This window comes from Pseudomonas putida (assembly GCF_030159595.1).
Taxonomy (GTDB): Bacteria; Pseudomonadota; Gammaproteobacteria; order Pseudomonadales; family Pseudomonadaceae; genus Aquipseudomonas; species Aquipseudomonas putida_AC.
This window is the reverse complement of the sequence record NZ_BSKJ01000013.1, coordinates 126,885-152,375: the sequence shown is the minus strand read 5'-3', so window position 1 is coordinate 152,375 and position 25,491 is coordinate 126,885. Positions and strand designations below refer to the sequence as shown.

General features: G+C 62.1%; 23 protein-coding genes. 7 read left to right on the top strand and 16 right to left on the bottom strand.

Features of this window, described 5'->3' with window-relative positions; translation table 11 throughout:
* Positions 1 to 3: 3 nt before the first annotated feature.
* Positions 4 to 642, bottom strand: a complete 639-nt coding sequence (locus QQL85_RS24115) for a TetR/AcrR family transcriptional regulator (RefSeq protein WP_284356827.1) — start codon at positions 640 to 642, stop codon at positions 4 to 6.
* 105 nt (positions 643 to 747) lie between these two features.
* Here QQL85_RS24115 and QQL85_RS24110 point away from each other — a divergent pair, with 105 nt between their 5' ends.
* The gene (locus QQL85_RS24110; RefSeq protein ID WP_284356828.1) at positions 748 to 1,710 is read left to right on the top strand and encodes an XdhC family protein; all 963 of its coding nucleotides are present in this window, start codon (positions 748 to 750) and stop codon (positions 1,708 to 1,710) included.
* 26 nt (positions 1,711 to 1,736) lie between these two features.
* Here QQL85_RS24110 and salA read toward each other — a convergent pair whose 3' ends face one another.
* Together salA and QQL85_RS24100 are read right to left on the bottom strand one after the other, a co-directional pair.
* The gene (gene salA, locus QQL85_RS24105; RefSeq protein ID WP_284356829.1) at positions 1,737 to 3,020 is read right to left on the bottom strand and encodes a salicylate 1-monooxygenase; all 1,284 of its coding nucleotides are present in this window, start codon (positions 3,018 to 3,020) and stop codon (positions 1,737 to 1,739) included.
* A 111-nt stretch (positions 3,021 to 3,131) separates the two neighbouring features.
* Positions 3,132 to 4,469 (bottom strand): MFS transporter, encoded by a 1,338-nt coding sequence (locus QQL85_RS24100; RefSeq protein WP_284356830.1) that lies wholly within the window; start codon positions 4,467 to 4,469, stop codon positions 3,132 to 3,134.
* 237 nt (positions 4,470 to 4,706) lie between these two features.
* Between QQL85_RS24100 and QQL85_RS24095 the strand changes: the two genes are divergently transcribed.
* Entirely contained in the window at positions 4,707 to 5,615 is a 909-nt protein-coding gene (locus QQL85_RS24095; protein WP_284356831.1) for a LysR family transcriptional regulator, read from the top strand.
* On the opposite strand, the gene QQL85_RS24090 is transcribed toward QQL85_RS24095, so the two are convergent.
* Positions 5,575 to 6,303 (bottom strand): FadR/GntR family transcriptional regulator, encoded by a 729-nt coding sequence (locus QQL85_RS24090; RefSeq protein WP_284356832.1) that lies wholly within the window; start codon positions 6,301 to 6,303, stop codon positions 5,575 to 5,577. The genes QQL85_RS24095 and QQL85_RS24090 overlap by 41 nt on opposite strands.
* Before the next feature lie 96 nt (positions 6,304 to 6,399).
* Between QQL85_RS24090 and QQL85_RS24085 the strand changes: the two genes are divergently transcribed.
* Positions 6,400 to 7,146: a FadR/GntR family transcriptional regulator gene (locus QQL85_RS24085; RefSeq protein WP_284356833.1), complete on the top strand. Its 747-nt coding sequence runs from the start codon at positions 6,400 to 6,402 to the stop codon at positions 7,144 to 7,146.
* Between the two features lie 2 nt (positions 7,147 to 7,148).
* On the opposite strand, the gene QQL85_RS24080 is transcribed toward QQL85_RS24085, so the two are convergent.
* The 8 genes from QQL85_RS24080 to QQL85_RS24045 form a co-directional block, all read right to left on the bottom strand.
* Positions 7,149 to 8,951: a glycoside hydrolase family 28 protein gene (locus QQL85_RS24080; protein WP_284356834.1), complete on the bottom strand. Its 1,803-nt coding sequence runs from the start codon at positions 8,949 to 8,951 to the stop codon at positions 7,149 to 7,151.
* A 27-nt stretch (positions 8,952 to 8,978) separates the two neighbouring features.
* Positions 8,979 to 9,755 carry an ABC transporter ATP-binding protein gene (locus QQL85_RS24075; protein WP_284356835.1) on the bottom strand — a complete coding sequence of 259 codons (777 nt, stop codon included), beginning with the start codon at positions 9,753 to 9,755 and terminating at the stop codon, positions 8,979 to 8,981.
* Between the two features lie 11 nt (positions 9,756 to 9,766).
* Positions 9,767 to 10,606 (bottom strand): ABC transporter ATP-binding protein, encoded by an 840-nt coding sequence (locus QQL85_RS24070; RefSeq protein WP_284356836.1) that lies wholly within the window; start codon positions 10,604 to 10,606, stop codon positions 9,767 to 9,769.
* Between the two features lie 11 nt (positions 10,607 to 10,617).
* Positions 10,618 to 11,532 carry an ABC transporter permease gene (locus tag QQL85_RS24065; RefSeq protein WP_284356837.1) on the bottom strand — a complete coding sequence of 305 codons (915 nt, stop codon included), beginning with the start codon at positions 11,530 to 11,532 and terminating at the stop codon, positions 10,618 to 10,620.
* 64 nt (positions 11,533 to 11,596) lie between these two features.
* A complete protein-coding gene (locus tag QQL85_RS24060) occupies positions 11,597 to 13,207 on the bottom strand; it encodes an ABC transporter substrate-binding protein (RefSeq protein WP_284356838.1) in 1,611 nt (536 codons plus the stop codon).
* Positions 13,208 to 13,257: 50 nt separating this feature from the next.
* Positions 13,258 to 14,271, bottom strand: a complete 1,014-nt coding sequence (locus QQL85_RS24055; RefSeq protein WP_434482172.1) for an ABC transporter permease — start codon at positions 14,269 to 14,271, stop codon at positions 13,258 to 13,260.
* Between the two features lie 68 nt (positions 14,272 to 14,339).
* Entirely contained in the window at positions 14,340 to 15,950 is a 1,611-nt protein-coding gene (locus QQL85_RS24050) for an ABC transporter substrate-binding protein (protein ID WP_284356840.1), read from the bottom strand.
* A 69-nt stretch (positions 15,951 to 16,019) separates the two neighbouring features.
* The gene (locus QQL85_RS24045) at positions 16,020 to 17,174 is read right to left on the bottom strand and encodes a mandelate racemase family protein (protein WP_284356841.1); all 1,155 of its coding nucleotides are present in this window, start codon (positions 17,172 to 17,174) and stop codon (positions 16,020 to 16,022) included.
* A 344-nt stretch (positions 17,175 to 17,518) separates the two neighbouring features.
* On the opposite strand from QQL85_RS24045, the gene QQL85_RS24040 reads away from it, so the two are divergent.
* The 3 genes from QQL85_RS24040 to QQL85_RS24030 all read left to right on the top strand — a co-directional run bounded on the left by QQL85_RS24040 (position 17,519) and on the right by QQL85_RS24030 (position 20,058).
* Positions 17,519 to 18,244, top strand: coding sequence for an oligogalacturonate-specific porin KdgM family protein (locus tag QQL85_RS24040; protein ID WP_284356842.1), 726 nt, complete (start codon positions 17,519 to 17,521; stop codon positions 18,242 to 18,244).
* Between the two features lie 75 nt (positions 18,245 to 18,319).
* Positions 18,320 to 19,138: an NAD-dependent epimerase/dehydratase family protein gene (locus tag QQL85_RS24035; RefSeq protein ID WP_284356843.1), complete on the top strand. Its 819-nt coding sequence runs from the start codon at positions 18,320 to 18,322 to the stop codon at positions 19,136 to 19,138.
* A gap of 26 nt (positions 19,139 to 19,164) precedes the next feature.
* Entirely contained in the window at positions 19,165 to 20,058 is an 894-nt protein-coding gene (locus QQL85_RS24030) for an SMP-30/gluconolactonase/LRE family protein (protein ID WP_284356844.1), read from the top strand.
* Between the two features lie 35 nt (positions 20,059 to 20,093).
* On the opposite strand, the gene QQL85_RS24025 is transcribed toward QQL85_RS24030, so the two are convergent.
* Positions 20,094 to 21,248 carry an MFS transporter gene (locus tag QQL85_RS24025; protein ID WP_284356845.1) on the bottom strand — a complete coding sequence of 385 codons (1,155 nt, stop codon included), beginning with the start codon at positions 21,246 to 21,248 and terminating at the stop codon, positions 20,094 to 20,096.
* 284 nt (positions 21,249 to 21,532) lie between these two features.
* Between QQL85_RS24025 and QQL85_RS24020 the strand changes: the two genes are divergently transcribed.
* Complete coding sequence (locus QQL85_RS24020) at positions 21,533 to 22,750, top strand: amidohydrolase family protein (RefSeq protein WP_284356846.1); 1,218 nt, start codon at positions 21,533 to 21,535, stop codon at positions 22,748 to 22,750.
* 161 nt (positions 22,751 to 22,911) lie between these two features.
* Here QQL85_RS24020 and QQL85_RS24015 read toward each other — a convergent pair whose 3' ends face one another.
* The 3 genes from QQL85_RS24015 to QQL85_RS26875 all read right to left on the bottom strand — a co-directional run bounded on the left by QQL85_RS24015 (position 22,912) and on the right by QQL85_RS26875 (position 25,038).
* Positions 22,912 to 23,790 (bottom strand): LysR substrate-binding domain-containing protein, encoded by an 879-nt coding sequence (locus tag QQL85_RS24015; RefSeq protein WP_284356847.1) that lies wholly within the window; start codon positions 23,788 to 23,790, stop codon positions 22,912 to 22,914.
* Between the two features lie 110 nt (positions 23,791 to 23,900).
* Positions 23,901 to 24,350 carry a GNAT family N-acetyltransferase gene (locus QQL85_RS24010; protein WP_284356848.1) on the bottom strand — a complete coding sequence of 150 codons (450 nt, stop codon included), beginning with the start codon at positions 24,348 to 24,350 and terminating at the stop codon, positions 23,901 to 23,903.
* Positions 24,351 to 24,387: 37 nt separating this feature from the next.
* Positions 24,388 to 25,038 (bottom strand): methyl-accepting chemotaxis protein, encoded by a 651-nt coding sequence (locus tag QQL85_RS26875; RefSeq protein ID WP_434489089.1) that lies wholly within the window; start codon positions 25,036 to 25,038, stop codon positions 24,388 to 24,390.
* Positions 25,039 to 25,491 lie beyond the last annotated feature (453 nt).

Here is a 25,491-nt window from a genome sequence, read left to right as displayed (position 1 = left end):
CGCTCAGCGGCGCAGGCCGCGCAGGGCCAGGTCGCTGATGAAGGCCAGCCAGTCGGCCTTGGCCTGCTTGTCGGCCAGGTCCACGGCCAGGAACGAGCTGAGGGTATGGCGGTTGGAGTTATAGAAGTAGCAGAGCGAGGCAATCATCAGGTAGGCGTGGGTAATGTCGATGTCGGCGCGAAACAGGCCTTTGGCCTGCCCCGCCTCGATGATCGGCCGCAGCACGCCGACCGCCTCACCGGACAGCGCCTTGAGGTTTTGCGACTTGCGCGCGTGCTGGCCCTGGTGAAGGTTTTCAGTGGCAAGAATAGTGACGAATTCGGGGTGACGCACATAGTAGTCCCAGATGAACGCCACCAGCTCACGCAGGGCTTTTTCCGGGTCGTCGAGGTCGATGCGCAGCTTGGCTTCAGCCTGGTTGAAGCTGGCGTAGATGTGCTCCAGCACACTGATGAACAGCTTTTCCTTGCTGCCGAAGTAGTAATAGATCATCCGGTCGTTGGACTCGGCCAACGTGGAGATCTGCTCGATGCGCCCGCCGGTGAAGCCTTCCTTGCTGAAGACCTTTACTGCGGCCTTGAGAATGTTGTCCCGGGTGCGGTCGGCTTGCTGGGCGCGTACACCGGTTTTGCGAGTTTGCATGTCGGTCCCTGTGGGGCTGGCCAGATACCCAACACTGCCACAGACGTTGGGCCATTGCGCGGCTTTTTCGGCTGGGCGTACACGTTATGAGCGAGGCAGCGAAACATGCAGCATCTCGACCTGCAGGTGATCGACAAGGCCCTGCAATGGGCCAGGGCCGGGGACACGGTGTGGTTGTGCACGGTGCTATCCACCTACGGCTCGGCACCCCGCTCGCCCGGGGCGATGCTGGCTTGCCGCAGCGCGCAGGGCTGGGTTGGCTCATTGTCTGGCGGCTGTGTGGAAGAGGAGTTTCTGGCAAGCCTGGCGCAAGGCGCATTCAAACAGCGGGCTCAGGTGGTGCGCTATGGCGATGGCCAGGAACAGAGCCGGCGCTTGCGCCTGCCGTGCGCAGGCGTGCTGGTGGTACTGGTGGAGCGGCGACAGGCGGATGGCGCGTGGCTGGAGCATCTGCAAGCCTTGCGCGAGGCGCTGCTGGGCCAACAGCGGGTTACCCGCAAGGTCAGTTTGCCGGCAGGTGATTTCAGCCTGCATGGCGACAATAGCGTTGCCGTGCGCATGGACGACAGCGCCGTGCATATTGGCGTCGGCCCCGCACTACGGCTGGTGCTGGCCGGGCTGTCGCCAGTCGCCGAAGCCTGCGCCGACATTGCCCGCACCCTAGGCTGCGAAGTCATCGCCTGTGACCCGCGTGAGGAAATGGCACATATCGAGATTGAGGGCGCCCAGATGCATCGGGTGCTGCCCTCGTTATTCATCGCCGCGGGTGGTTGCCATGCGGCTACCGCAGTGGTCGCATTGACCCATGATCCGAAAATCGATGACCTGGCATTGATGGAGGCGGTGAATACGCCGGCGTTCTACATCGGCGCCATGGGCTCGGCAGTCACCTCGGCCCGGCGTGCCGAGCGCTTGCAGCGAATTGGCGGTTTGACGCCACAACAGGTCGAGCGCCTGCACATGCCAATCGGGCTGGACCTGGGCAGCAGGTCGCCAGCGGAAATCGCGCTGGCGGTGATGGCGGATGTGCTGCGGGTGTACCGGGGCAAGGCGCGGGATGCGCTGTGAGCGCCTGGCACCGCCCTCTCAAGCCATCAAGCAGCCTGCACCTGCAACCCCAGCAACTGCCGCGCTTGCTTCAGGTCATCCTGCAAATCATGGTTCCACAGCCAGTCAAAACGCTCGCCCAGCACCTTGCCCAACACCTGCGGATCGTCCAGAACAGCAGGGTCACGAAACTCATAAAGCTCACCCGCCTCCCACGAGGTGCGCTGCACCCGGCATGCACGCGGCCGTCGCACTGCGTCATACGCCTGCAGCACTGCTTGCGGGCTACCTTGTAAAACCGCCGGGTCAGCCAACAGCCGCGCCAGCAACCAGGCATCCTCCAGCCCCTGCCCTGCTCCCGCCCCTTGGTGCGGCAGCATGGCGTGGGCCGCATCACCGATCAGCCCAACCCGGCCATGGGCATACCCCGGCAACTCGACAAGATCATGCAGCGCCCACAACGATGGCGTTTCAATGCATTCCAGCAGCACCTGCGCCGCATCCCCCCAGCCCTCGAACGCCTTCAGCATTTGCGCCTGCGTTGCCTGGCGCACCCAAGGCGCATCGTTCGGCCATGCCGGGTTCGGCTGGCTACGGTCCGACACAAACGCCACCACATTGATCAATCGACCCTGTTTGACCGGGAAGGTCAGGATATGGCGGTCGAGGCCCAGGTACATTTGCGGCACATCGATCAGGTGCTCGCCAATACCACGCGCCCAATAAACCTCGCGCAGCCGCTCACTGTCGATCAGCCCACGGTAGGCGCATGTGCCACTGAACCGAGGCGAAACCCGCGACACGCCCAGGCCGTCGAGCACATGGTCCCGAATGGACGACTTGATGCCATCTGCACCCAGCAGCAAATCGCAGTGATGCTCCGTGCCATCGGTAAAGCACACACGCACCCGCTCCCCCACTTGCTCGACCCGCTGAGCACGCTTGCCGAACTGAGCGATGCCTGCCGGCAACTGGCTGGCCAACGCATCGAGAAAATCGGCCCGGTGCACCGACGACTGCCCGACGCCCTGCGCCACGCTGCTGCCCAGGTACTGCGCGTCGCGCCCGTCCCGCCACTCGAACCACACGTCCTGCCAAGGCGCCGGCGTGCTGTCGGCAATTTTGGCGTAGGGCTCGGCAATGCCCAGACCTGCGATGGCACGCACGGCATTGGCACCAAACGACACGCCCGCGCCCACTTCACCAAAGGCGGCGGCCGACTCGAACAGTTGAACCTTCAAGTGCGCATGGCGGCAAAGATCGAGCGCAAGTGCAACACCTGCGATACCCCCACCAATAATGGACACTTCAAGCGCAGTAGCATTGTGCATTGCAAGATACCTCGGGGCTGATTGTTATTGGAGTACGCCGATGATTACGGCTGGCCCACCATTGATAAATACTGCAAAACCCATAAGCGGCATCACCCGCCTGAATATCCCTCAGCCGGGTATTTGCCGAGCGCTGCGAATACCAGGTGTGCCAGTCTGACGCCGGATGAACAGCAGAACTGCAACTGCGCCGATGGCACCGGGTACGGCAAACGCCAGGAAGCTGCTCTGGTAGGGCAAGTTCGCGCCATGCAATATCCCGCCCAACACCGGCCCTACAATCGCGCCAAGCCGCCCTATCCCCATCGCCCAGCCAAGGCCGGTGGAGCGTATGTGCGGCGGGTAGTACTGCACCGCGCAGGCATTGGCCAGAATCTGCGTGCCGATGGTCGAAGCGCCCGCCACTGCGATCAGCAGATACAGCACCGCCACCGGCGCCTTGAGCGCAAGCAGGCTGAGGGATAACGCCCCGCAGGCGAAGAAACACAACAATACGTTGGCGATACCGATACGGTCGCCCAACCAGCCACCCGCTATCGCACCGATGATGGCGCCCGAGTTGAGCACCAGTAAAAACGCCAGACTTGAATTGAGCCCGTAGCCGGCACTGTTCATCAACTTGGGCAGCCATGAGCTCAAGGCATAAACCATCAGCAGGCAACAGAAGAATGCGGCCCACAATGTCAGCGTGTTGATCGCCCGGCCGTCATTGAAGATTTCGCGGATCGAAACATTTGCCCCACGCGCAGAACCCGGGCTGAGGGAGTCTTCGTTTTCCGGTACATAGGTAGGCACCGCCCGCGCCAGCAAGGCTTGGGCCCGTTCGGTTTGCCCGCTGCGCAGTAAAAAGTCCATCGATTCTGGCAGTTGGTAAATCAGCAAAGGCAACAGCAACAGCGGGATCACCGCCACATAGAACACCGCCTGCCATCCCCACTGCGGGATGAACAGCATGCCCAGCCCGGCCGACAACATGCCGCCCAGCGAATACCCGCTGAACATGATTGCCACCAAGGTGCTGCGCAACTTGCCGGGTGCGTATTCGTTCATCAACGCGACCACGTTGGGCATGACGCCACCGATGCCAAGCCCGGCAACAAAACGGCACAGGGCAAAGGTTTCGGGGGACGCGGCCAGCCCATTCAGCGCGGTGACCCCGCTGAACAGCAACACGCAGGCCATGATGGTCTTGCGCCGCCCGATGCGGTCCGAGAGCGAACCGAAGAACAGCGCTCCCACCATCATCCCGACCAGCGCACAACTGCCCAAGGCGCCTGCCTGCACGGCGCTCAAGTTCCATTCGGCCATCAGCGAGGGCAACACCACGCCGTAGATGACCAAGTCATAGCCGTCGAAGATGATGATAAGCGCACACCAGAACAGTAAACGCGCGTGAAAGGCATTGAACCGGGCCCCGTCCAGCAGGGCCGCTGCATTGATGTTTCGCATGGCATCGCTCGTTCTTGTAGTTGTTATGGGTGGGGCATGCCCCAGATTGACTCGCGAGAACCATCATGACCAAGGCGTGACACGGCTCATATGCAGCCAACCGAATAGTGGCTATTTAGGGGGTGAATACTGCTTATACATACCCAGCGAGTCTTGCTTCGGGTAGCGTTGTACCGGGACGCTGATTGAATAAGAAAACAATACCCATCGCGTCTCTATCAATACCTGAGAGGTATCATGGAATTACGCGACCTGGACCTTAACCTGCTTCTGGTTTTCAACCAGTTACTGATCGACCGCAAAGTTTCGACCGCTGCCGAAAACCTGGGCCTGACCCAACCGGCGATGAGCAATGCACTGAAGCGCTTGCGCACCGTGCTGCACGACGAGTTGTTCGTGCGCACCTACCAGGGCATGGAACCCACCCCTTACGCCCTGCAACTGGCAGAGCCGGTGACCACAGCCATTCACACGCTGCGCGATGCATTTGCCAGGCAAGACACCTTCGACCCGCGCACCAGCAACCGCCGCTTCACCATGGCCATGACCGACATTGGCGAGATCTACTTCATGCCGAAGCTGATGGACGCCTTTGCCAGCCTGGCCCCCGGGTGCACCATCAGCACACTCCGCAACTCGACGGACACCCTCGCCGAAGGGTTGCAGAACGGCGCCATCGACCTGGCGGTCGGCCTGCTGCCGCATTTGCAGGCGGGGTTCTTCCAGCGCCGACTGTTTCACCATCACTATGTGTGCCTGTGCCGCAAAGGGCACCCTGCTACGCGGCAGCCGCTGACCGTGGAACGGTTCGTGGGCTTCGATCATGTGAACGTGGTCGCGGCCAATACAGGGCATGGCGAGGTGGATACGTTTTATGCGCGGGCGGGGGTGGTGCGCAACATTCGCCTGGAAGTGCCGCACTTTGTAGCCGTGGGGCACATCTTGCAGCGCACCGATCTGCTTGCGACCGTGCCGGAGCGGTTTGCTGCGAGTTGCGAAGTGCCGTTTGGGCTAACCGTTTTGCCGCCCCCGGTGGAGCTGCCGAATATCGAGATCAACCTGTTCTGGCATGGGCGGTTCAACAAAGACCCGGCGAACAAGTGGCTCAGGCAGTTGATGTGCGATCTGTTCTCGGACACTCACTGACCGCTTGCCGGGCGCGCGTCAGGCAATTGATCAAGTGCAACCGCATGGCAGCGCGGGCGGCACCGGCATCCTTGCGGGTGATGGCGGCATGCACTTGCTCGCGCTCCCGCGCCTCCAGTGCCCGCTGCCCGGTATCACGCCCCGGCATTGCCTGCTGTGCAGCAGCCAACAAGGTATGCCCAAGATGGGTCATGGTGTCGATGAAAAAACTGTTGCCCGTGCATTGGGCGATCTGCAGGTGAAACTCGAAGTCGGCACGCATGCAAGGCGCTGACTGCGTATCAACGGCCTCATCCAGTGCCGCCCGCATGGCAACCAGTTGTTCTGGCATAGCGCGCTGGGCAGCAATGGCAGCCGCCTCGACCTCCAGGCAAAGGCGCAGCTCGATGATCGCCACCTCGTTGTAGGCGCCGCCCATTCCAGGGCTGGTACTCTGGAAGTCACCTGCCGGAATGGCGTCTACAACGAAGGTGCCGATTCCACGGCGGGTTTCTACCAGGCCTTCGGCCTGCAACCGAGACATGGCCTCGCGCACCACGGTACGGCTGACACCACGCGCTTTGGTCACGGCTTCTTCGGTGGGCAATTTGCTACCCGCTGGCAATTCACCCGAGAGAATCTGCTGCGACAGGTCATGCACCAGTTGCTGGGCGAGATTCAGGCGTTTTTCCGGGGTGGCAGATGCCATTGGGTGAGCCCTTGCTTGGCGGAAGACCCCGGAGTATACCCGCAGCCCGGGGCTAAAACGCACTATACTGGCTGCTGTTCACACACGAGCCCAGCAATGTCGGACCCTACCGCCAGCCCCTCTCAACAGCCCCGCCGCCTGGCCGAAGCATTGGTCGAGCGCTTCGCCCAACGCATGCGTGAGGGCACGCTCAAGCGTGGTGACAAGCTGCCCACCGAAGCCACACTGATCGAAACCGAGGGTGTCAGCCGCTCTGTGGTACGCGAGGCGCTATCGCGCATGCAGGCAGCAGGGCTGGTCGAGACCCGGCACGGTGTCGGGACCTTCGTGCTGGACATGCCGGCACCCGAGAGCTTCAACGTAGGGCCAGCAACCATCAGCCTGTTGTCCGATGTGCTCGACCTTTTGGAATACCGCCTGAGCCTTGAAGTGCAAGCCGCCGGCATGGCCGCCGAACGGGCCACGCCGCAGGCGCTCGAGGAGCTGCACCAGGCGCTGGAAGCCTTGATGCAGGGCCCGGAAAAATCCGGCAGCACGACCAACGCCGATTTTCAGTTCCACCTGAAAATTGCCAAGGCCGCAGGCAATCAGTACCTGATCGATATCATGAAGCACCTGGGCACCAAGATGATCCCCCGCACCCGCATGAACTCTGCCTACACCGGACAGAGTAACCGCAGCACCTACCTGGCCGGCATCAACACGGAGCATCAACAGATTTACGACGCCATTGCCAGCCGCCAGGTCGATGCGGCACGCGCCGCCATGTACCTGCACCTGAGCAACAGCCGTATGCGCCTGCGAGAGGCACAACGGCTACAGGCTTTCTACAGCGAGGCCTGAGGCTACGGCGCAGGCTCCACATCCGTGAAGGCCAGCCCTTGGCTGCCCTGAACCTGCCAAGGGTTGGCGCCCCCGGTATCGCTGAAGCGAAGCCCGTCGAAGCGCGAATCCTTAAGGCCATCGATCTTCACCGGGGCCGGCCCACTGAAGCGCACCCGCTCGAACACCAGGCCCTGATGCCAGGCGCCATGGCGGTTATCACCCTTCACCTCGATGGCGGCGGTGCGGGCATTCTCCACGCTCACGTCGCTGACCGTGATATCCCGGAACTGCCCCGCCACCGTCGAGCGTTTGTAGTCGAGCTTGGCATTCGGGTCGTTGTAATCCAGGGTGAAGATGAAGGCCTGTTTCGCGGTATTGCGGATGGCCGAATCACGGAAGGTGACGTGGCGTGCGCCACCGCCCATGAAGTTGGTGCTTTTCATGCGTAGCCCGGCATCGGTGCCGTCCGAGACATTGTCCTCGGCCAGGATGTTCTGGATCCACGCCCCGGTGTGGCTACCCGCCACGACCATCCCATGGCCTTTGCGGAAGTAGTTGTTGAAGATCCAGGCATCCTCCTGGGCCTTTTGGTGGACCGCATCCGCACCGGTGCCGGCGGCAAAGTTGACGCAGTCGTCACCGGTGTCGAAGAAGTTGTTGAACACCAGAGCGCCGCGGCTGTTGGCAAACTCGATACCGTCACCGTTGTTGGCGTCGTATGTACGGTGCGTGGTATTGGCCAGCACCACATTCTGCGTTTCCAGGTTCATGATGCCGTGGTAGGCCGGGTTCACCACCGTGAAGCCGCCATAGAACACGTTTGTCACATTGCGCAGGGTAATCAGCGAGGAGCGCATCTGGCCGTAGGCGTCCTTGACGTTCATGCCCTCGGCCACCGCCCGCGCCACCTGGGCCTTGGCCAGCACGCCATCGTGCATGTAGCGGGTGTTGTCGCTGGGCAGGTAGAAGGGCAAGGCGTGCCCGCGCTCGTCGACCACGTCCGGGTTACGCTTCCAGCCATTGCCGTCGATGGTGCCCTTGCCGACGATGCGGATGTTCTCGAAGGCCTGATGCGCATGCGGGTCCCGCGGCAAGGCATTGATCAGCGAGGCCGGGCGCACGGTGGTGGAATACGGGTACTGGATATAACCCTCACGCGGATAGTCCTCGGCACGCTCGGAACCCAACAAGGTAGCGCCCTCGGCGATTTCCAGGGTCATGTTGCTTTTGAGGTAGAGCGCCCCGCTTTTGTATGTGCCGGCTGGCAACACTACCTTGCAGCCCTTGCTGCAGGCATCGATAGCACGCTGGATGGCAGCGGTGTCCAGAGCCTTGCCATCGCCCTTGGCACCGTAGCGCTGCACATTGAACAGGGCCGGTACGGCCGTGGTTCGCTGTACAACCACGCGGCTGTCAGCAGACTCCTTGCCATTGCGATCGACCGAGCGCACGGTGAAGCGGTACTCGGTATCGGGTGCAAGCCCTTGGGCGGTGAAGCTGTGAATGGCGATGCGGTGGTGGAAGTTGTGCAGGTCCTGCTCGTAGAACCGGTCGATGTAGGGTTTGGCCGGTGACACCTGATCGTTGTTGGCGTTGCTGGCACCCAGCAATCTGCCATTGGCGTACACATGGTAGTCGACGATCTCGGCATGGCTGGCGGGCTTTTCCCACACCAGGATGATCTGCCGGTCGTCGTAGGCCAGCGTCGGCACCTGGACCTTTGCAGGGGCCTCCACGGCCCACAGCGGCAAGCTGCTGCCCATGACCAGGGCAGCCACGGCAGCACGCACCCGCGAAGCGGGCGCAGGGTTGGCATTCGGCATGTCTTGTCTTCCTTGTAATTGCCGGGTTCAGGCCGACAGGGCCGGGGCGGAGTCGGCACTGAAGTCGCGGCTGGCTTGTACCAGCATTCGGGTGTAATCGTGGCTGGCCAGGTCCTGGCTCAGTGCCCGACAGTCCAGTTGCTCGACGATACGTCCCTGCTGCATCACCGCGACTTTGTCGCACAGATGGCTGACCACACCCAGGTCGTGGGTCACCATCAGGTAGGTGAGCTTTTCGCGCTGACGCAGGTCCGACAGCAGGTTGAGAATCTCGGCCTGCACCGACACATCGAGGGCCGAAGTCGGCTCGTCCAGCAGCAGCACCCTCGGCTCAAGAATCAACGCCCGGGCGATGGCCACGCGCTGGCGCTGGCCGCCGGACAACTGGTGCGGGTAGCGATAGCGGTAGCTGTCGTTGAGGCCGACCTTGATCAGGATGTCGTTGATGCGATCGTTGCGCTCATCCATGCCGTGGATCACCAACGGCTCGCGCAGGGCAGTGTCGATGGTATGGCGCGGGTGCAGCGAACCATAGGGGTCCTGGAACACCATCTGCACCTTGCGAAAGTGCTCCTTGGGGAGCTTGTGCTGCAACGGTACACCGTCGATGCTCAAGGCCCCGCTCCAGTGCCGGTACTGGCCCGCCAGGCAGCGCAGTACCGTGGTCTTGCCAGAGCCGGACTCCCCTACCAGGCCAAATGACTCGCCATCCTCGACACTCAGGTCGACATTGTGCAGCACCTGGTTGAGCGTGGCGCCAGCGCCAAAGCTCAGGTTCAACGCGTGTGCTTGGATCATGGACATGGTCAGTTACCTCAGCAGGTGAGCCACAGCGGGTCGCGTTGCAACACGGGCAAACGCGGGCGGCGGTTGTCCATGCTCGGCAAGGCGGCCAACAGGCCTCGGGTGTAGGGGTGTTCGGCACGGTGCAGGTCACTGGCAGCCAGCGACTCCACCACGCGCCCGGCATACATCACCAGCACACGGTCACAGTAGTTGCGCACCAGGTTCAGGTCGTGGCTGACGAAAATCAGCCCCATCTGCTGCTCCACGACCAACTCTTCGAGCACGTTGAGCACCTGCTGGCGCACCGAGACATCCAGCGCCGAGGTCGGCTCGTCGGCGATGATCACTTCCGGGTTGGTGATGACCATCATCGCGATCATGATGCGCTGGCCCATGCCGCCGCTCACCTCATGCGGATAAAGGTCGTAGACGCGCTTCGGGTCGCGGATATGCACCTTGTCGAGCATCTGCAACACCCGTTCACGCGCCTCGCTGCGGCTGGCCTTGTGGTGCGCCAGGTACGCCTCGGCAATCTGGTCGCCAACGCGCACCACCGGGTTGAGCGAATACTTGGGGTCTTGCATGATCATCGAGATACGCTGGCCGCGAATCTTCTGCATGGCCTTTTCGCTGGCACTGAGCAGGTCGACATCGCCGAACTGCATGGCCTTGGCGGTGATCTGCGCACTGCCAGGGTGCAGCTTGAGCAAGCTGCGGCCAACGGTGGATTTTCCCGAACCGGACTCACCCACGATGGCGAGCTTTTCCCGGCCCAGGGTGAACGACACATCGCGCACCGCGTGCATCACTTTCTTGCCGTTGACGAAGCGCACATTGAGCGATTCGACATTGAGTTTGAGCGCTGTCATAAAGCCTCCGGTTACTCGCTACGCGGGTCGAGAATGTCCCGCAGGCCATCGCCCAGCAGGTTGAACGCCAGGCTCACCACCATGATTGCCGCGCCCGGTACGGCTACCAGCCACCAGCACTCCAGCATGTAGCGCCGCCCCGTGGAGATCATCGCCCCCCACTCTGGCAAGGGTGCCTGCGCCCCCAGGCCGAGGAAGCCCAGCGCCGCCGCCGTGAGGATGATGCCGGCCATGTTCATGGTCAGGCGAATGATCACCGACGACAGGCACATCGGCACGATGTGGCGCAGGATGATGCGTGTCGACGACGCGCCCTGCAGTTCGACCGCCACCACGAAGTCGGCCTTGCGCAGCGACAGGGTTTCGGCCCGGGCCAGCCGTGCGATCGGTGGCCAAGAGGTTAACGCGATGGCCACCACGGCATGCTCAAGGCCAGGGCCCAATGCGGCGATGAAGGCCAACGCCAACACCAGGCTGGGGAACGAAATGAAAATGTCGGTGACCCGCATGAACACGGTATCGACAATGCCGCCGAAGTAGCCCGAGACCGTGCCGATGAAGAGCCCGATGGGGCCGACGATGACCGTCACCAGGGCGATGATGTAGAGGGTGATGCGTGCGCCATAGACCAACCGGCTGAAGATGTCCCGGCCGTATTCGTCGGTGCCGAACCAGTGCGCGGCACTGGGTGCCTGCAAGGCGTTGCCAAGGTTCTGGATGACCGGGTCGTGGGTGGCGATCCACGGCGCGAACGCCGCTACCACGACCAGCAGCAAGGCCACCAGCAGGCCCGCCAGGGTCATCGGGTTACGAACCAGCAAGCGCAGCACCCGCAGGCTGCTTTTGCCAAGGGCCTCAAGGCTGGACGCAGGCGCGTCGGCCTGCCGCTTGGCGGTGGTTTCGGTGGAAGATAGGTTGGCAATCATCGGCATGTTCTCAATGGGGAGTCATGGCCACCTGGGTGCACACGCAAGTGCACCCAGGGGGTACTCAACGTTGCTTGTAGACGCCCAGATAGCGGGTGGCTTCGGCGTCGTCGCCAGTGAAGCCCTTGACGTCAGCGGCGCTCACGGCGGTGTCGGTCATCTGCGAAATCATCATGATCGGCCCCACTTCATCGTCGTACAGCTTCTGCGCCTGCTGGTACATGCCCAGGCGTTTGGCCGCATCGCGCTCGACGCCCACCCGGTCGATCAGGTCATTCAGCGGGGGGCTGAAGAACGACGCCCGCCAGCCCTGGAAGTTGGGCAGGCCAGCGCTGTCACTGTTGTCGGGGTTGTAGACGAAGGTGCGCAGGCTGAAATACGGGTGCGGGTAACGCTCGGCGCCCCGCGCCACGATCATCTCGAAATTGCGCGCGCGCATGGCGCCATACACCTGGTTGCCGGTACCGGTGACGATGCTGGCCTTGATGCCGCCTTCGGCCAAGGTCGACTGCATGCGTGCGGCGATATCGATGAAGGGGGGCTCGGACAGCGTGCGGATAGTTGTACTGAAGCCTTGCGGGTAACCTGCTTCGGCCAGCAGCGCCTTGGCTTTGGCTACATCCAGCTTGTAGCCAGGGTCTGGCAGGCGCGCCTCAAGCCCAAGCTGCATCGGCTGCTGGTTGAGCTTGCCATAATGCGGCATCACCTGCTGGTCAAGGCCCTGGTAGTCGATCAGGTTGCGCACCGCTTCGCGGACTTTGCGGTTGGCGAATTCCGGCTGCTTCATGCTCATCGCCACGTAGTACATAGTGCCGCGCTGCAACGCTTGCACCTGGAGTTTGTCGGAACGCTCGATGGCCTTGATATCCGGCGCCGCCATGCCGTAGGCCAGGTCCAGGTCACCACGTTCGAGCATCAGGCGCAGCGATTGCGACTCGGTCATGTGGCGTACCAGCACCCGCTTCATCTTGGCCGGGCCAGCCCAGTAACCGTCGAAGCGGGTCATCACCAACGCATCGTTGGCGCTCCATTTGGTCAGGGTGAACGGACCGCTGCCGGCTTCGTTGGTGACCAGCCAGGCAGCGCCCAGGTCGCCGTTCTTCTCATGCTTGAGCACTTGCTGGCGGTCGACCACGACGGCGCTGGGGGACACCGCCAACGAGTCGATCAGCAGCAGCGGGTCGGTCGGCTGTGGCAGGTCGATCACCAGGGTATGGCTGTCCGTTGCGCGGATCAGCCCCTGGATGTTCTCGACACTGTAGCCGTACGCCTTCCAGGTGGTGGCCAGGCCATAGTTGAGCTTCATCACCCGGTACAGCGACCAGGCCACGTCCTCGGCAGTGAGTGGGTTGCCGGAATGGAACGTGACGTCACTGCGCAGGTGGAAGGTGATCTGCTTGCCGTCTTCGCGGATATCCCAGCGTTCGGCCAGTTGCGGCAGGTGCTTGTCCGGGTTGCCCTGGTCGCGTTTGATGAGCGTGTCGTAGAGGTTGGCGTTGATGCCAGAGGCATCCAGGCCTGGCGCGTTAGCCGGGTCGATGGAGAACAGGTTGACCATGCTCATGCCGACGATCAACTGGTCGGCAGGGGTTTTCGCCTGCACCGCAGCGAGCGGGCCGAGCAGCAGCGCCGCGCCCAGCACAGCCATGCGCAGCGGCGGAAATACAGTCTTCATGGGGCGTCCTTCTTTTTATAGTTATTCAATGTGTTCACGCTGAGCGAGGGTTAGCGGGTCCTTGGGTCGAACACCTTGTACAGGGCGTCGCTGATCAGGTTGAGTGCGACGAAGATCAGGCCGATGATCAGCACGCAGCCCATCACCGCGTTCATGTCACCGAGCATCAAACTGCTGGTGAGGTACTGGCCGAAACCGGGCCAGGCGAACACGGTTTCAATCAGCACCGCCCCCTCCAGCAACGAGCCATAGGCCAGGGCGACCACCGTGAGCAACTGCACGAGGATATTGCGGAACGCGTGGTTCCAGACCACCTGGCGCCGCGACAGCCCCTTGACCCTGGCGGTGATGATGTATTCCTGCGACAGCTGCTCAAGCATGAAGCTACGCGTCATGCGGCTGATGTAGGCCACCGAGTTCAGACCCAGGATCAACGCCGGCAGGACGATATGGCGCAAGGCGCTGGTGAAGGCCTCCCAGTCACACGCCAGCGCCGTGTCGATCAGCAGCAGGCCGGTAACCTCATCGACTATACCGTCATAGGCCAGGTCGATGCGCCCTGCCCCTCCCGCCCAGCCTAGCCAGGCGTAGAACACCAGCAGGCCCATCATGCCGACCCAGAAAATAGGCGTGGAATAGCCGAACAACGTGATCACCCGCGCCACATGGTCGCCGACTCGCCCCTGATTGCTGGCAGCTACCACACCCAACGGCAGGCCGATCAGTACACCGAAGAGAATCGCCAGCGTCGCCAGCTCGATGGTGGCCGGGAACACTCGCTTGATGTCATCGAGCACCGGGTGACCGGTCAGCAGCGCATTGCCGAAATCCCCATGCAGCAAGTCGTTCAGGTACAGCCCGAACTGGGCCCAGATCGGTTTGTCCAGGCCCATCGCCTGGTATACCTGGTCGTAGGTGGAACTGTCGGCATCCGGGCCGACCACCGCCAGCACCGGGTCCAGCGGCATGACCCGGCCAATGAAGAACGTCAGCGCCAGCAGGCCAAGCAAGGTCACCAGCACCGTGCTGGCCCGGCGGGCAGTGCCCGATACACGGGCGCCCATTACAGAGGCAGTCGAAGCAAACATAACAGGCTCCTGAAAAAGCATTCACCAATCACGCAGGCTCGGCCTCAACGCGACTTGTAGACGTCTTTGTAACGGGTGGTGGCCGCGGTATGGCCCTGGTAGTCCTGCACATCGCGATAGAGCACCACGGTGTCGGTCATCTGCGACACGGGCAGGATGGCACCCACCTGCTCGTCCAGGGTTTTCTGGATTTGCTGGTACTGGGCCAGTTGCTGCGCCTTGTCGGGCTCGACTTCCGCCTGCTCGATCAGGCGGTTCAGTTCAGGGCTGTAGAACGAGGTACGCCAGCCCTGGAAGTTGCTCAGCTTGGCTTCGTCGCGGTTGTCCGGGTTGTACACCAGGGTGCGCAGGCTTGAATGCGGATGCCGTTCAGCGCCACCGCCGCCGCGCCCGACCAGGATATCGAAGCTGCGTTCGCGCATGGCGCCGTAAATCTGGTTACCAGTACCGGTGACGATGGTGGCCTTGATGCCGGCCTGGGCCAGGGTCGATTGCAGGCTGGACGCGATGTTGATGAAGGGCGGCTCGGTGAGCACGCGGATGGTGGTCTTGAAGCCCTCAGGGTAGCCGGCTTCGGCCAGCAGTTTTTTCGCTTCGGCCACGTTCAGGGCATAGCCCGGGTCATCCAGCCGTGCCGGCAGCCCGAGCGGCAGCGGGCGCTGATTGAGCTGGCCATAGTGCGGCATCACCGTCTGGTTGATGCCTTGATAGTCGATCAGCGAACGAACAGCCCGCCGCACACGCACATCGTCGTAGGGCTTGTTCTTCACGCTCAGGGCCACATAGTACAAGGTCCCGCGCTGTACCGTCTGAGTGCGAACGTTGTCAGACTTCTCCAGCGCCTCGATGTCTGGCGCGGACATGCCTTTGGCCAGGTCCAGGTCGCCCCGCTCCACCATCAACCGCAGTGACTGCGACTCGGTCATGTTGCGCATGACAATGCGTTTGAGCTTGGCCGGGCCACCCCAATAGCCCTCGAAACGGTTCATCAGGATGACGTCGTTGGCGCGCCACTCCTTGAGCACGAACGGCCCACTGCCAGCCGCGTGCGTGGTCAGCCAGGCACCGCCCATGTCATCGCCCTTCTGGTGCTGCTGCACCACCTTGCGGTCGAGGATGAATGCGCTGGGCGAGGTCGCGAGGGTGTTCAGCACCAGCAGCGGGTCAGTCGGCCGTGGTAGCTCGATGACGAAGGTAACGTCATCGACAGCGCGCATGTGCTGGTCGACGTTGCCCGCAGAAAAACCGTAGGCCTTCCAGGTCGATGCCAAGGCCAGGTTGAGTTTGAGTACGCGCTGCAGCGACCAGGCGACATCCTCGGCACTTAGCGGGTTGCCGGACTGGAACGTCACGCCCTTGCGCAGGTTGAACGTGAGGGTCTTGCGGTCATCGCTGACCTGCCAGCTTTCTGCCAGCGCCGGCAGCAGCCGGTCCGGCTGGCGCACGTCCTGCACCAGCAGCATGTCGTAGAGGTTGGCATTGACCTCGGACACATCCAACCCGGTGGCCGCGGCCGGGTCAAGGGACAGCAAGTTGATCATGCTCATGCCGACGATCAACTGGTCGGCTGGGGTTTTCGCGAAAGCAGCAGGTACCGAGGTCAACGCCAGAGACGCAGCAAAGACCCCCGCCCAGAGTGTGGGGATAACGCTCATGTGAGATCGCCTTCTTATAGTTATTGGACGCTCGGGCGGCACGCAGCGACGCGTGCCGCCATGCACGAATCAGAAGCGCTGCAGCGTATTGGTTTCGACGTAGTCGAAGTCGATATCCTCCCCCAGGCCCGGCAAGTTCGACAGGTGCACGAAGCCATCTTCGTCCATCGGGTCGACCAGGCGCTTGAGGTAAGCCGGCACCTCGTCGTAATCAAGGAACGGGTGCAGCAGGCCACGCTCGTACCAGGTGCAATTCTTGATTGCCCCTACTACCGCCAGGTTGGCAGCACCGTTGCCATGGATCTCGCAATCCATGCCGAACGACTCGGCCATGTGCGCGACCTTCAGGCACGGTGCAATGCCACCCACACCGGCAACCCCCGCGCGCAGGATGTCGCACACATCGTTCTTCACCCAGCTGGCCCGGCTCAGGTGCTTGCCACCGAGGCTTTCCGGGCCGAGCACCGGGATATCCAGCTGCCCCGCCAGCCAGGCGTAGGACTCGGCGGAATCTTCCATCATCGGCTCTTCGAACCAGGCGAAATCGAGTTTCTCCAGCGCCCGGCCGATGGTGAGGGCCTCGGTACGGCTGTACCAGTGATAGCCGTCGATCATCAGCGCGATATCCGGGCCGACGGCCTCACGCACGGCGGCACACGCCTTGATGTCCATGTTCACGCTGGGCGCAAACGACACTGGCGGCATCCAGGTGTGCAACTTGATGGCCTTGTAGCCGCGCTTGACCAGGGTTTCGGCGAAGCGGCCGTACTCCTCCGGCGTCGACAGACCACCCGGCAACTCATCACCGCACATGGTCGAACCATACGCGGGCACCTTGTCGCGGTAGCCGCCAATCAGCTTGTGCACCGGCAGGTTCAACTTGCGCCCCGCCCAGTCCCACAGCGCCTGCTCGACCAGGGCCAAGGCCCGGTCAGTCAGCTGGCTGGCACTGCCGCGCTGCCAATGGGCCAGGTCGTGCCAGATTTTTTCGCGGTCGAAGGCATTGGCGCCAACCAGCACCTTGCGTACGAAATTATCCAGCACATAGGGGCGAATGAGTTCGGGTGCACCCAATGCATAGCCTTCGCTGCCGCATTCAGTCCTGATGCGCAGCAGGGCCATTCTGGCCTGGGTCACATCACCTGGGTGGGCATGGCCGGCACTGTCTACGGCGCGGCGCGTGGGGTAGGAAAACACCTGGACGTTTACAGCAGTAATGATCATGGACGTCTGAGCCTTCTTATTGGATTTGTGGCGGGTGAGTCACGCTCTGGAGGCAATCCTACGTCATCATACAACATTTGAAAAGCACCTCTTTAAACCCACGAAATCGTCAGATAGCACATGCCGAATCACACCCTGTGAACCCCATCACAAAGCACGACACAAGCTACAACATGCCAAATAGAGCCATCACAAGAAGTGATCAGACAACATTTCAATAATTCGTAGACAGCCCCACGGTCGTACGATAACTTATTTGAAAAATCACGGAGCGCTCACCACCTCACCCCACCCTTGCTCGCACGCCTCATCACGTCCTCAACAAAAACAAAAAAAGAGATCGCATGAACAACACACTTCGCCGCCTCATCGCCGCCAGCACCCTCGGCTTGTCGTTCTACGCCTGCGCGGACTCCGCCAGCATCAACTACCGACACGGCTTCACAGAAGACGACAGCATTCACTCCGACCGGATAAAGCTGAGTTACCGCAAGGACAGCGGCCTGGGGTTTGCCGCAGAAATCAAATACAAGACGGCCGGCGACCGCGAAGACGTCGCCTACGACAACATGGTCAACAACGGCCATGAGTTCACCGTGGACTACAACTACAAGACGAGCCCCAAGTCGACCTGGACCCCTGCCTTCCAGATGGACAGCTCCAAGGATTCAACCACCTACAAGTTCGGCTTGAAGTACAACTACAAGCTCAGCGATACCTGGTACGTCGCCACTCGCGTGCGCCACGACGCGCGCAGTCTCGACCGGGATCAGGTCGACCACAGCAAGGCTGACCGCGCCAAGGACGACCAGAACACCACCCGCCTTGAAGGGTGGCTCGGCTACACCCCCAGCGGCCCATGGGCATTCGAGTACCAGTACATCCACTTCACCACCGACTACATCCGCTACGACAACAAGAAGCGCGACTACGAGCAGAACCTGATCATCAAGTACAAGCTCAACAAACAGTGGGCGCCGTTCATGGAAGTGGGTGACATCAAGGTCAACAGCTACACGGACGATCGCCAGGCCCGTTGGCGCCTGGGTATCCAGTACAACTTCCTGTAAGGGCAACCGCCCGCCCATGCCGGTGTCGCACCAGCACGGCACCTTCATGCCGTTTCAGTAAAAGGCCCCAAGACAATGACCAAGACCAACCGCAAACCCTTCAACCGCCTGCTGCTCACCGGTGCCGCCGGCGGGCTCGGGCAAGTGCTGCGCGAAGCACTGCAAGCGCACGCCAACATCGTGCGCGCATCGGACATCAGCCCAATGGCAACAGCTACGGGCGAGCATGAAGAAGTCATCAACTGCGACCTGGCTGACAAGGCCGGCGTACTGGCGCTGGCCAAGGATGTGGACGCCATCGTGCACCTGGGCGGGATTTCCACCGAACGCGCCTTCGAAGAGATTCTGCAAGCCAACATCGTCGGCACCTTCCACATTTATGAGGCCGCCCGTAAGCACGGCATCAAACGCGTGGTGTTCGCCAGTTCCAACCATGTGACCGGCTTTTACCCCCAGGGCGAACAAGTGGATGCGCATTCGCCGCGCCGGCCAGACTGCTATTACGGGCTGTCGAAGGCCTACGGCGAAGACCTGGCGACGTTCTACTTCCATCGCTACGGCATCGAAACCGTCAGCCTGCGCATCGGCTCTTCATTCCCCGAACCCCGCAATGTGCGCATGTTGTCCACCTGGCTGAGCTACGGCGACCTGGCACACCTGGTGGAGCGTGCATTGCTGGCCGAAAACGTCGGGCATACCGTGGTGTATGGCGTGTCCGATAACCGCGACCTGTGGTGGAGCAACCGCCACGCCGCACACCTGGGCTTCACCCCCAAAGACAGCTCCGAGCGCTTCCGTCCGGCATTGGAGCAACAGCCAAAGCCCGCAGCAAATGATCCAACAGCCCACCTGCAAGGCGGCGCTTTCACCGCTGCCGGCCCATTTGGCGACTGACCCCCGATAGAGCGCAGAATGCTTCCATGACAGCCGAACTGATTACCGACGCACGCAATGCCACGGGCGAAAGCCCGGTCTGGCACCCGCAGGAAAATGCCTTGTACTGGGTGGATATACCGGCAGGTCGCCTGCACCGCTGGCAACCGGACGGCCAGACCCATCACTGGACGGCAGACGAAATGCTCGGCTGCATTGTCCGCAGCCAACAAGGCCATTGGCTGGGGGCCCAGGAAAGCGGAATCTTCCATCTCACCCCTCAGGCAGACGGCCGCCTGCTGGCCGACAAACGTGCCAGTGTCGAACACGCCAGACCCGGCATGCGCTTCAATGACGGGCGCTGTGACCGCCAAGGGCGCTTCTGGGCCGGCACGATGCAAACCAACATGGGCGCCGAGCCGGTGGGTGCACTGTACCGATATGACGCAATGGCAGACGGACCGATAACGCCATTGCAAGCGCGTCTGGACCCACTGATCGTGCCCAACGGCATGGCGTTCAGCCCGGACGGCAAAACCCTGTATGTCTCCGACTCGCACCCCAGCGTCCAGCTGATCTGGGCCTTCGACTACGACATCGACAGCGGCACACCGCACAACCGCCGAATATTCGTCGACATGAACCAGCACCCCGGTCGGCCGGACGGGGCCGCAGTGGATGCCGAAGGCTGCTACTGGATCTGCGCGATCGATGCCGGCCAGGTACTGCGCTTTACCCCCGACGGCAAGCTGGACCGCGCCCTGCCGCTCCCCGTGAAGAAACCCACCATGTGCGCATTCGGCGGCCCGCAGCTGGATACGCTGTTCGTGACATCGATTCGCCCGCAAGGCATCGACCTGAGCGACCAGCCACTGGCCGGCGGCGTGTTCGCGTTGAACCCCGGCGTGAAAGGCTTGCCGGAGCCCATTGCCAAGGGCTGAAGGTGAGCCGGCAATGGCTATACCAGGGGCACTGCTCAGCAAGCAGCTTTGCTGCGCATCCCCTTGTTACCCACCCCAAGGCAGGTAACCGCAAAGGCAACCACCAACGCCCCCGTTCCAAGCAGGAATATCAACTGCTGGCTGGAGCCCTCCACCAGCATGGCAATGAGTGCCGGCGTTACCGCTGCTGCCCCCATCAATGTGATGCTGACCAGCGGCGTAAGCTTGCCGGTCGGGTCGTTGGTGGTGATCAGCGCCATGTAATACGACAGTGACAGCACCCAGCCAAAGTTGATCAGCAACAACGCGACGAACAACTGCATCGGCGTGCGGGTATGGCCCGTGAGCATGGCGATGGAAATGAACACCGCCACCAGCCCCACGGCAATCATCAGCTGGCGATTGACCCGCGCCCCCAACAGGCTTGGCAGCCCCGCCCCAGGCAGGCCGCCAATGGCCGACAGGCCGAACGCCCAACCGATATCGACACCGCTGATGCCCTGGTCTCGGGCCAGCTGGTCGATGAAGCCCCACACGCAGTAGATGGCGATCTGCATGAACAGCATGCCCACCAACGCCGTACGCCCGGTACGCGCTGAACCGCCCTGGGTAGGTGAGCCTTCGCCATTGGCCAGCAACGCCGCCGGACGGCGCGGCAACACCAGGCTGGCGCCGCAGATCAGCAAGTACCACAGGCCAAACGCGCACAAGGCAGTCACGGTGCCACTCTGCGCGGCCAGCAACGGCAACGCTGCGGAGAACAGCGAGTACTCGGGCGTTTGCAGCAACAGCATCAACCCGAACGACCGGTCCTGGTTGGGCAACCGACCCAGCGTGGAAACGGCATAGGCGTACACCAGCCCCGCACATGTGCCGGCCGCCAGGCGCACAATCAGCAACACGTTATTGGTGGTGGCAAAGGCCGTCGCAATGCTCAACACCACGCACAGCGCCCCCACGAACAGGCAAAGGCTACGCCCACCATGGCGCTTCATCAGCATCGGGCATAGCAAGGTGCCCAGGGTCATGCCGATCATCTCGACCGACACCACCCAGCCCTGCTGATCGAGTGACAGGCTCAGTTGTTCCGTGACCAAACCCATGAAAATGGGTTGCACGCCACAGACGATGAATGAAGTACAGGCAATGAAAATCAAGGCGGCACGCAGCAGCTTGGAATCATTGATCATGGAAGGACTCCGACACGGCATTTGTTTTTATTGTGTGTGATGACCTGCCCGGAACACGCCGCAGCAAGCGGTCGGACGGATCAGGCGGTCAATCCTGGGCCGAGATCGAAGGCTTTGACAGTTAATTATCGGAATCCACTTCAGTGGGCTTTTTAATGCAGGCCAACCTCCACTGCCTGTATCCAGAAACGCACTGCTGTCGATCCTGATAATTAATTGGAGACATGCCCGCATCCGCCCTACCGTGGTATGTCACCCAAGCCGTTAGTAAAAAAGGCCCAACCATGAACGACCGTGAGTTCATCAACGCCATCGACGCCGATGGCCTGCCTCTGAACATTGCCGTAAGCAACGGCCGCATCAGCCACATCGGCCCGCAACGCGCCAACACAACGGCCCGCGAAACCATCGACCTCGAAGGCCTGCTGGTGCTGCCGGGCTTTGTCGACGGCCACATCCACCTGGACAAAAGCTTCGTCGGCGACCGCTGGCGCCCGCACCAACCCGTGGCCAGCCTGCGCGAGCGCCTGGCCGTGGAAAAACGCGAACTGGCCAGCGCCCCGCCCATCATCGAGCGCGCCGACGCACTGATTCGCCAGGCCGCCTCGTTCGGCACCCTGGCCATGCGCTGCCATGTGGACGTGGACGCCACTACCGGCCTGACCAACCTGCACGCCATGCTCGAAGCCCGGGACAAGTGGAAAGACCTGATCGACATCGAACTGGTGGCCTTCCCCCAGGCCGGGGTGGTGACCTGCCCCGGCACCGCCGAAGTGATGGAAGCGGCCATCCGCGAAGGTGTACAGGTGGTCGGCGGCATCGACCCGACCACACTGGATGGCGACGCCGATGCCCAGCTGGACATCGTGTTCGGCATTGCCGACCGCAATGGCGTGAAGGTTGATATCCACCTGCATGAGCCCGGCGACATCTGCATCGCCCAACTCGAACGCATCGCCGCCCGCACCCAGGCGCTGAGCATGCAAGGCCTGGTGGCGGTCAGCCACGCCTATGGGCTGGGCGACGTCTCCGATGCTGTGGTCGACCGCATCGCCGAAGTGCTGGCTGGCGCTGGCATTTCCATCATGACCAACGCCCCCGGCGAGCATGCGTTCCCACCCGTGCTGCGCCTGCGAGCGGGCGGGGTGCGGGTATTCACCGGTAACGACAACATCCAGGATGCCTGGTGGCCCTACGGCAACGGCGACATGCTGCAACGGGCCATGCTGGTCAGCTACCGGTCAGGCTTCAACACCGATGAGGAACTGCGAGTGGCGTTGCACATGGCGACCGAGGCGGGTGCCGGCGTGATGGGTAAACAGGATTACGGCTTGAAGGTGGGCAATGAAGCCAGCTTCATCCTGTTCAAGGCGCCGAATGCCGCTGCGGCAGTGGCGGCTGCCATTCATGAGCGGGTGATCGTGCGCCACGCGGCGTTCTGGGGCGGGCCTGCGCAGTTGCAGTTGAAGGCTACTCAATTTGCTGCAGAAGTACGCCGTTAACCAACCACAGGCGAAGCACACATCTTGAGCCCTACTCCGCCCCTGTGGGAGCGGGTTTACCCGCGAACACCGGCAAAGCCGGTGGCATCAATCGCGTTGCCTTCTTCGCGGGTAAACCCGCTCCCACAGGGTCCGCGCTTCGTTACAGTCACGGAGGTGGTTCACTCTGCCTCTGCCCGCAAAATACCAATCAGAATTTCGGCCAACTCCATAACCATCGGATCCGCCGTAGGCCGATGAAAAATCGCCGCCTCAAACACTTTGATCGGCTTGAACCCTTCTTCCCCCCCCAGCACCCGATGCCCCGCCGTCACCACCCGCGATGGCAACAGGCTCACCCCCAGCCCGTTGGCCACCGCCTCCTGAATCCCTGCCAGGCTCGAACTGGTGAATGCAATCCGCCAACGCCGCCCCATGGCCTCGACCGCACTGATCATGTCATCCCGGTACAACCCGCGCGGCGGAAAGGTCACCAGCGGAATCGGGTCCTGGGCAAAGCACGGGTACTGCGCACTGTCGATCCACTCTATGCGCTCCGGCTGGCAGGCATTCGCCTCGCGGCTGTGACGTCGCTGCTTGATCAACACCAGGTCCAGCTCGCCACGGTCATAGGTGCTCATCAGGTCGCGGCTAAGGCCACCAGTAATCTCCAGCTTCACCGACGGGTTGCGCCGATTGAACGCCGCCAACGCTTGCATCGTCTTGCCCGCGACAAAATCGTCCGGCAGGCCGATGCGCACGGTCACCGTCACCCCGCCCGACATGGCCTCGGTCAACTGGCTGCTCACCGCCAGCAGGTGCCGGGCGTAACGCAGCAAGGTTTCACCGGCATCGGTCGGGTGCACCTCGCGGTTGCTACGATCGAGCAACTGGTGGCCGACCATTTCCTCCAGCCGGCGCACCTTCTGGCTGACCGTGGACTGGGTGGAATGCAGGCGTGCGGCGGCGGTGGTGAAGCTGCCGCAGTCGGCCACCATGACCACGGTGCGGAGCATGTCCAGGTCGTAGATGGCCCGATTAGGGTTTGGGGATTCTGGCATTTGGCGGCTTCAGCTTTCGGGTGGGGCTGGGTACATGATGCCTGAAGCTGGGGTGCATGACGCATTGCCTTGGTGCGCGACGTGCTTTGTACGCGTGCACGAGTGTGGTATCAGGGCACGAGGGTTTTCTCGAAGTAAACGCGCTTGAAACCGTCTTCCGTCCGATGACCCACGTTTACATAGCCGAGCCTGGGATAAATCGAGAGGTTCTCGGTCATCATCTCGTTGGTGTAAAGATGGACCTCGTTTATCCCGCGCTGCCGGGCAGCGTCTTCACAAAAGCGGATCAGCGCCTTTCCTACACCCTGCCCGGCCGCGCTGGGCAGGACCGCGACGTTTTCCAGCAGCATGTGGCCGTGCTCGGCATAGAACACAATGAAGCCCTGAAAGACCGCTTGATCATCCGTCGCAACGTAGACCACACCTTGCGCTATCTGCCTGGCGAAGTCGGCGATCATCGGCGCGGGCTTGCGCCCGATCAGTGGCACATAACGGGCGTAGGCCTGTTCGGCGCAACACCTGACTTCAGGCTCATCAGCTGCTACGGCCAGCCGGATCATCGCGATCTCCTTGCTCAATGGACGGGGGTGCTGCAGCTTAAGCCGCAGCATCCCGCTCGCCATCATCGCTGACTTCGAACTGCCCCACCAGCTTCTGCAGTTTACCGGCATCCACCTTCACTTTCTGCGCACTGGTCTGCAGCACCACAGCAGTCTGGCGCATCTCGCTGGAGGACTGGTTGACCTGGTCGATGGTCTTGCCATATTCCACACTGCGCCGGTTGAGCTGCTGGATGATGGCGAACATGCCCTCCACCGCCTGGTGCAGTTGCACGTTTTCGGACGACGCGTCCTCGGCCAGGCGCAGGCTGTTGTCAACGTCCCGCACACCTTGCTCCATGAAGCTTACGGCCTGCCGGGTTTCGCCCTGCAGGCTTTCGACCATGTGGCGAATGTCGTCGGCAGCCCGCGAGGTGCGCGCGGCAAGGCTGCGCACCTCGTCGGCCACCACTGCAAAGCCACGGCCATGCTCCCCGGCACGCGCCGCCTCGATGGCGGCATTGAGCGCCAGCAGGTTGGTCTGGTTGGTGATTTCACTGATCAAACCGGTGATGTTGTCGATTTCGACCATGCGGCTGTCGAGCCGCTGCACGCTGGACGACGAGCGCGCCACCACATCGCGAATAGACTGCGTGCCCGCCTGCACCGCCAAGAACTGCTCCCGCGCCCGGCTGACAACCTCGTCCATGGCCTGCTTCATCTGCTCGGCACTGACCGAGGCCTGCTGCAACTCGCCGAGCTGCTCCTCCATGATGATCATCATCTGGTGCACGGCGTCGGCCACGTCGGCGGAGCTTACGCTGGCTTCCTGGCTGCGCCCGAGCATCATCTGGTTGGTGCTGCCGACCGTGCGACTGGCCTTGACCACCTGCCCCACCACCGCGTCCAGCCGGTCGATGAAGCTGTTGATCCAGCGCGCCATATCGGCGCTCTCATCGTTGCCCAGCGTACTGATGTCCAGGCGCTGACGCAGGTTGCCTTCCCCCTCGGCGATAGTGCGCAGCACGCCGCTCATGCCATCCAGTCTGGCCGCCAGACGCTTGGGCCCAAGCACGCCGAACAACAGCGTAGCGCCGAGCATGCTCAAGGCCACAATGGCATCATTCAGCCCTTGTGGCAGGCCGGCATAGTGCTGCACCAG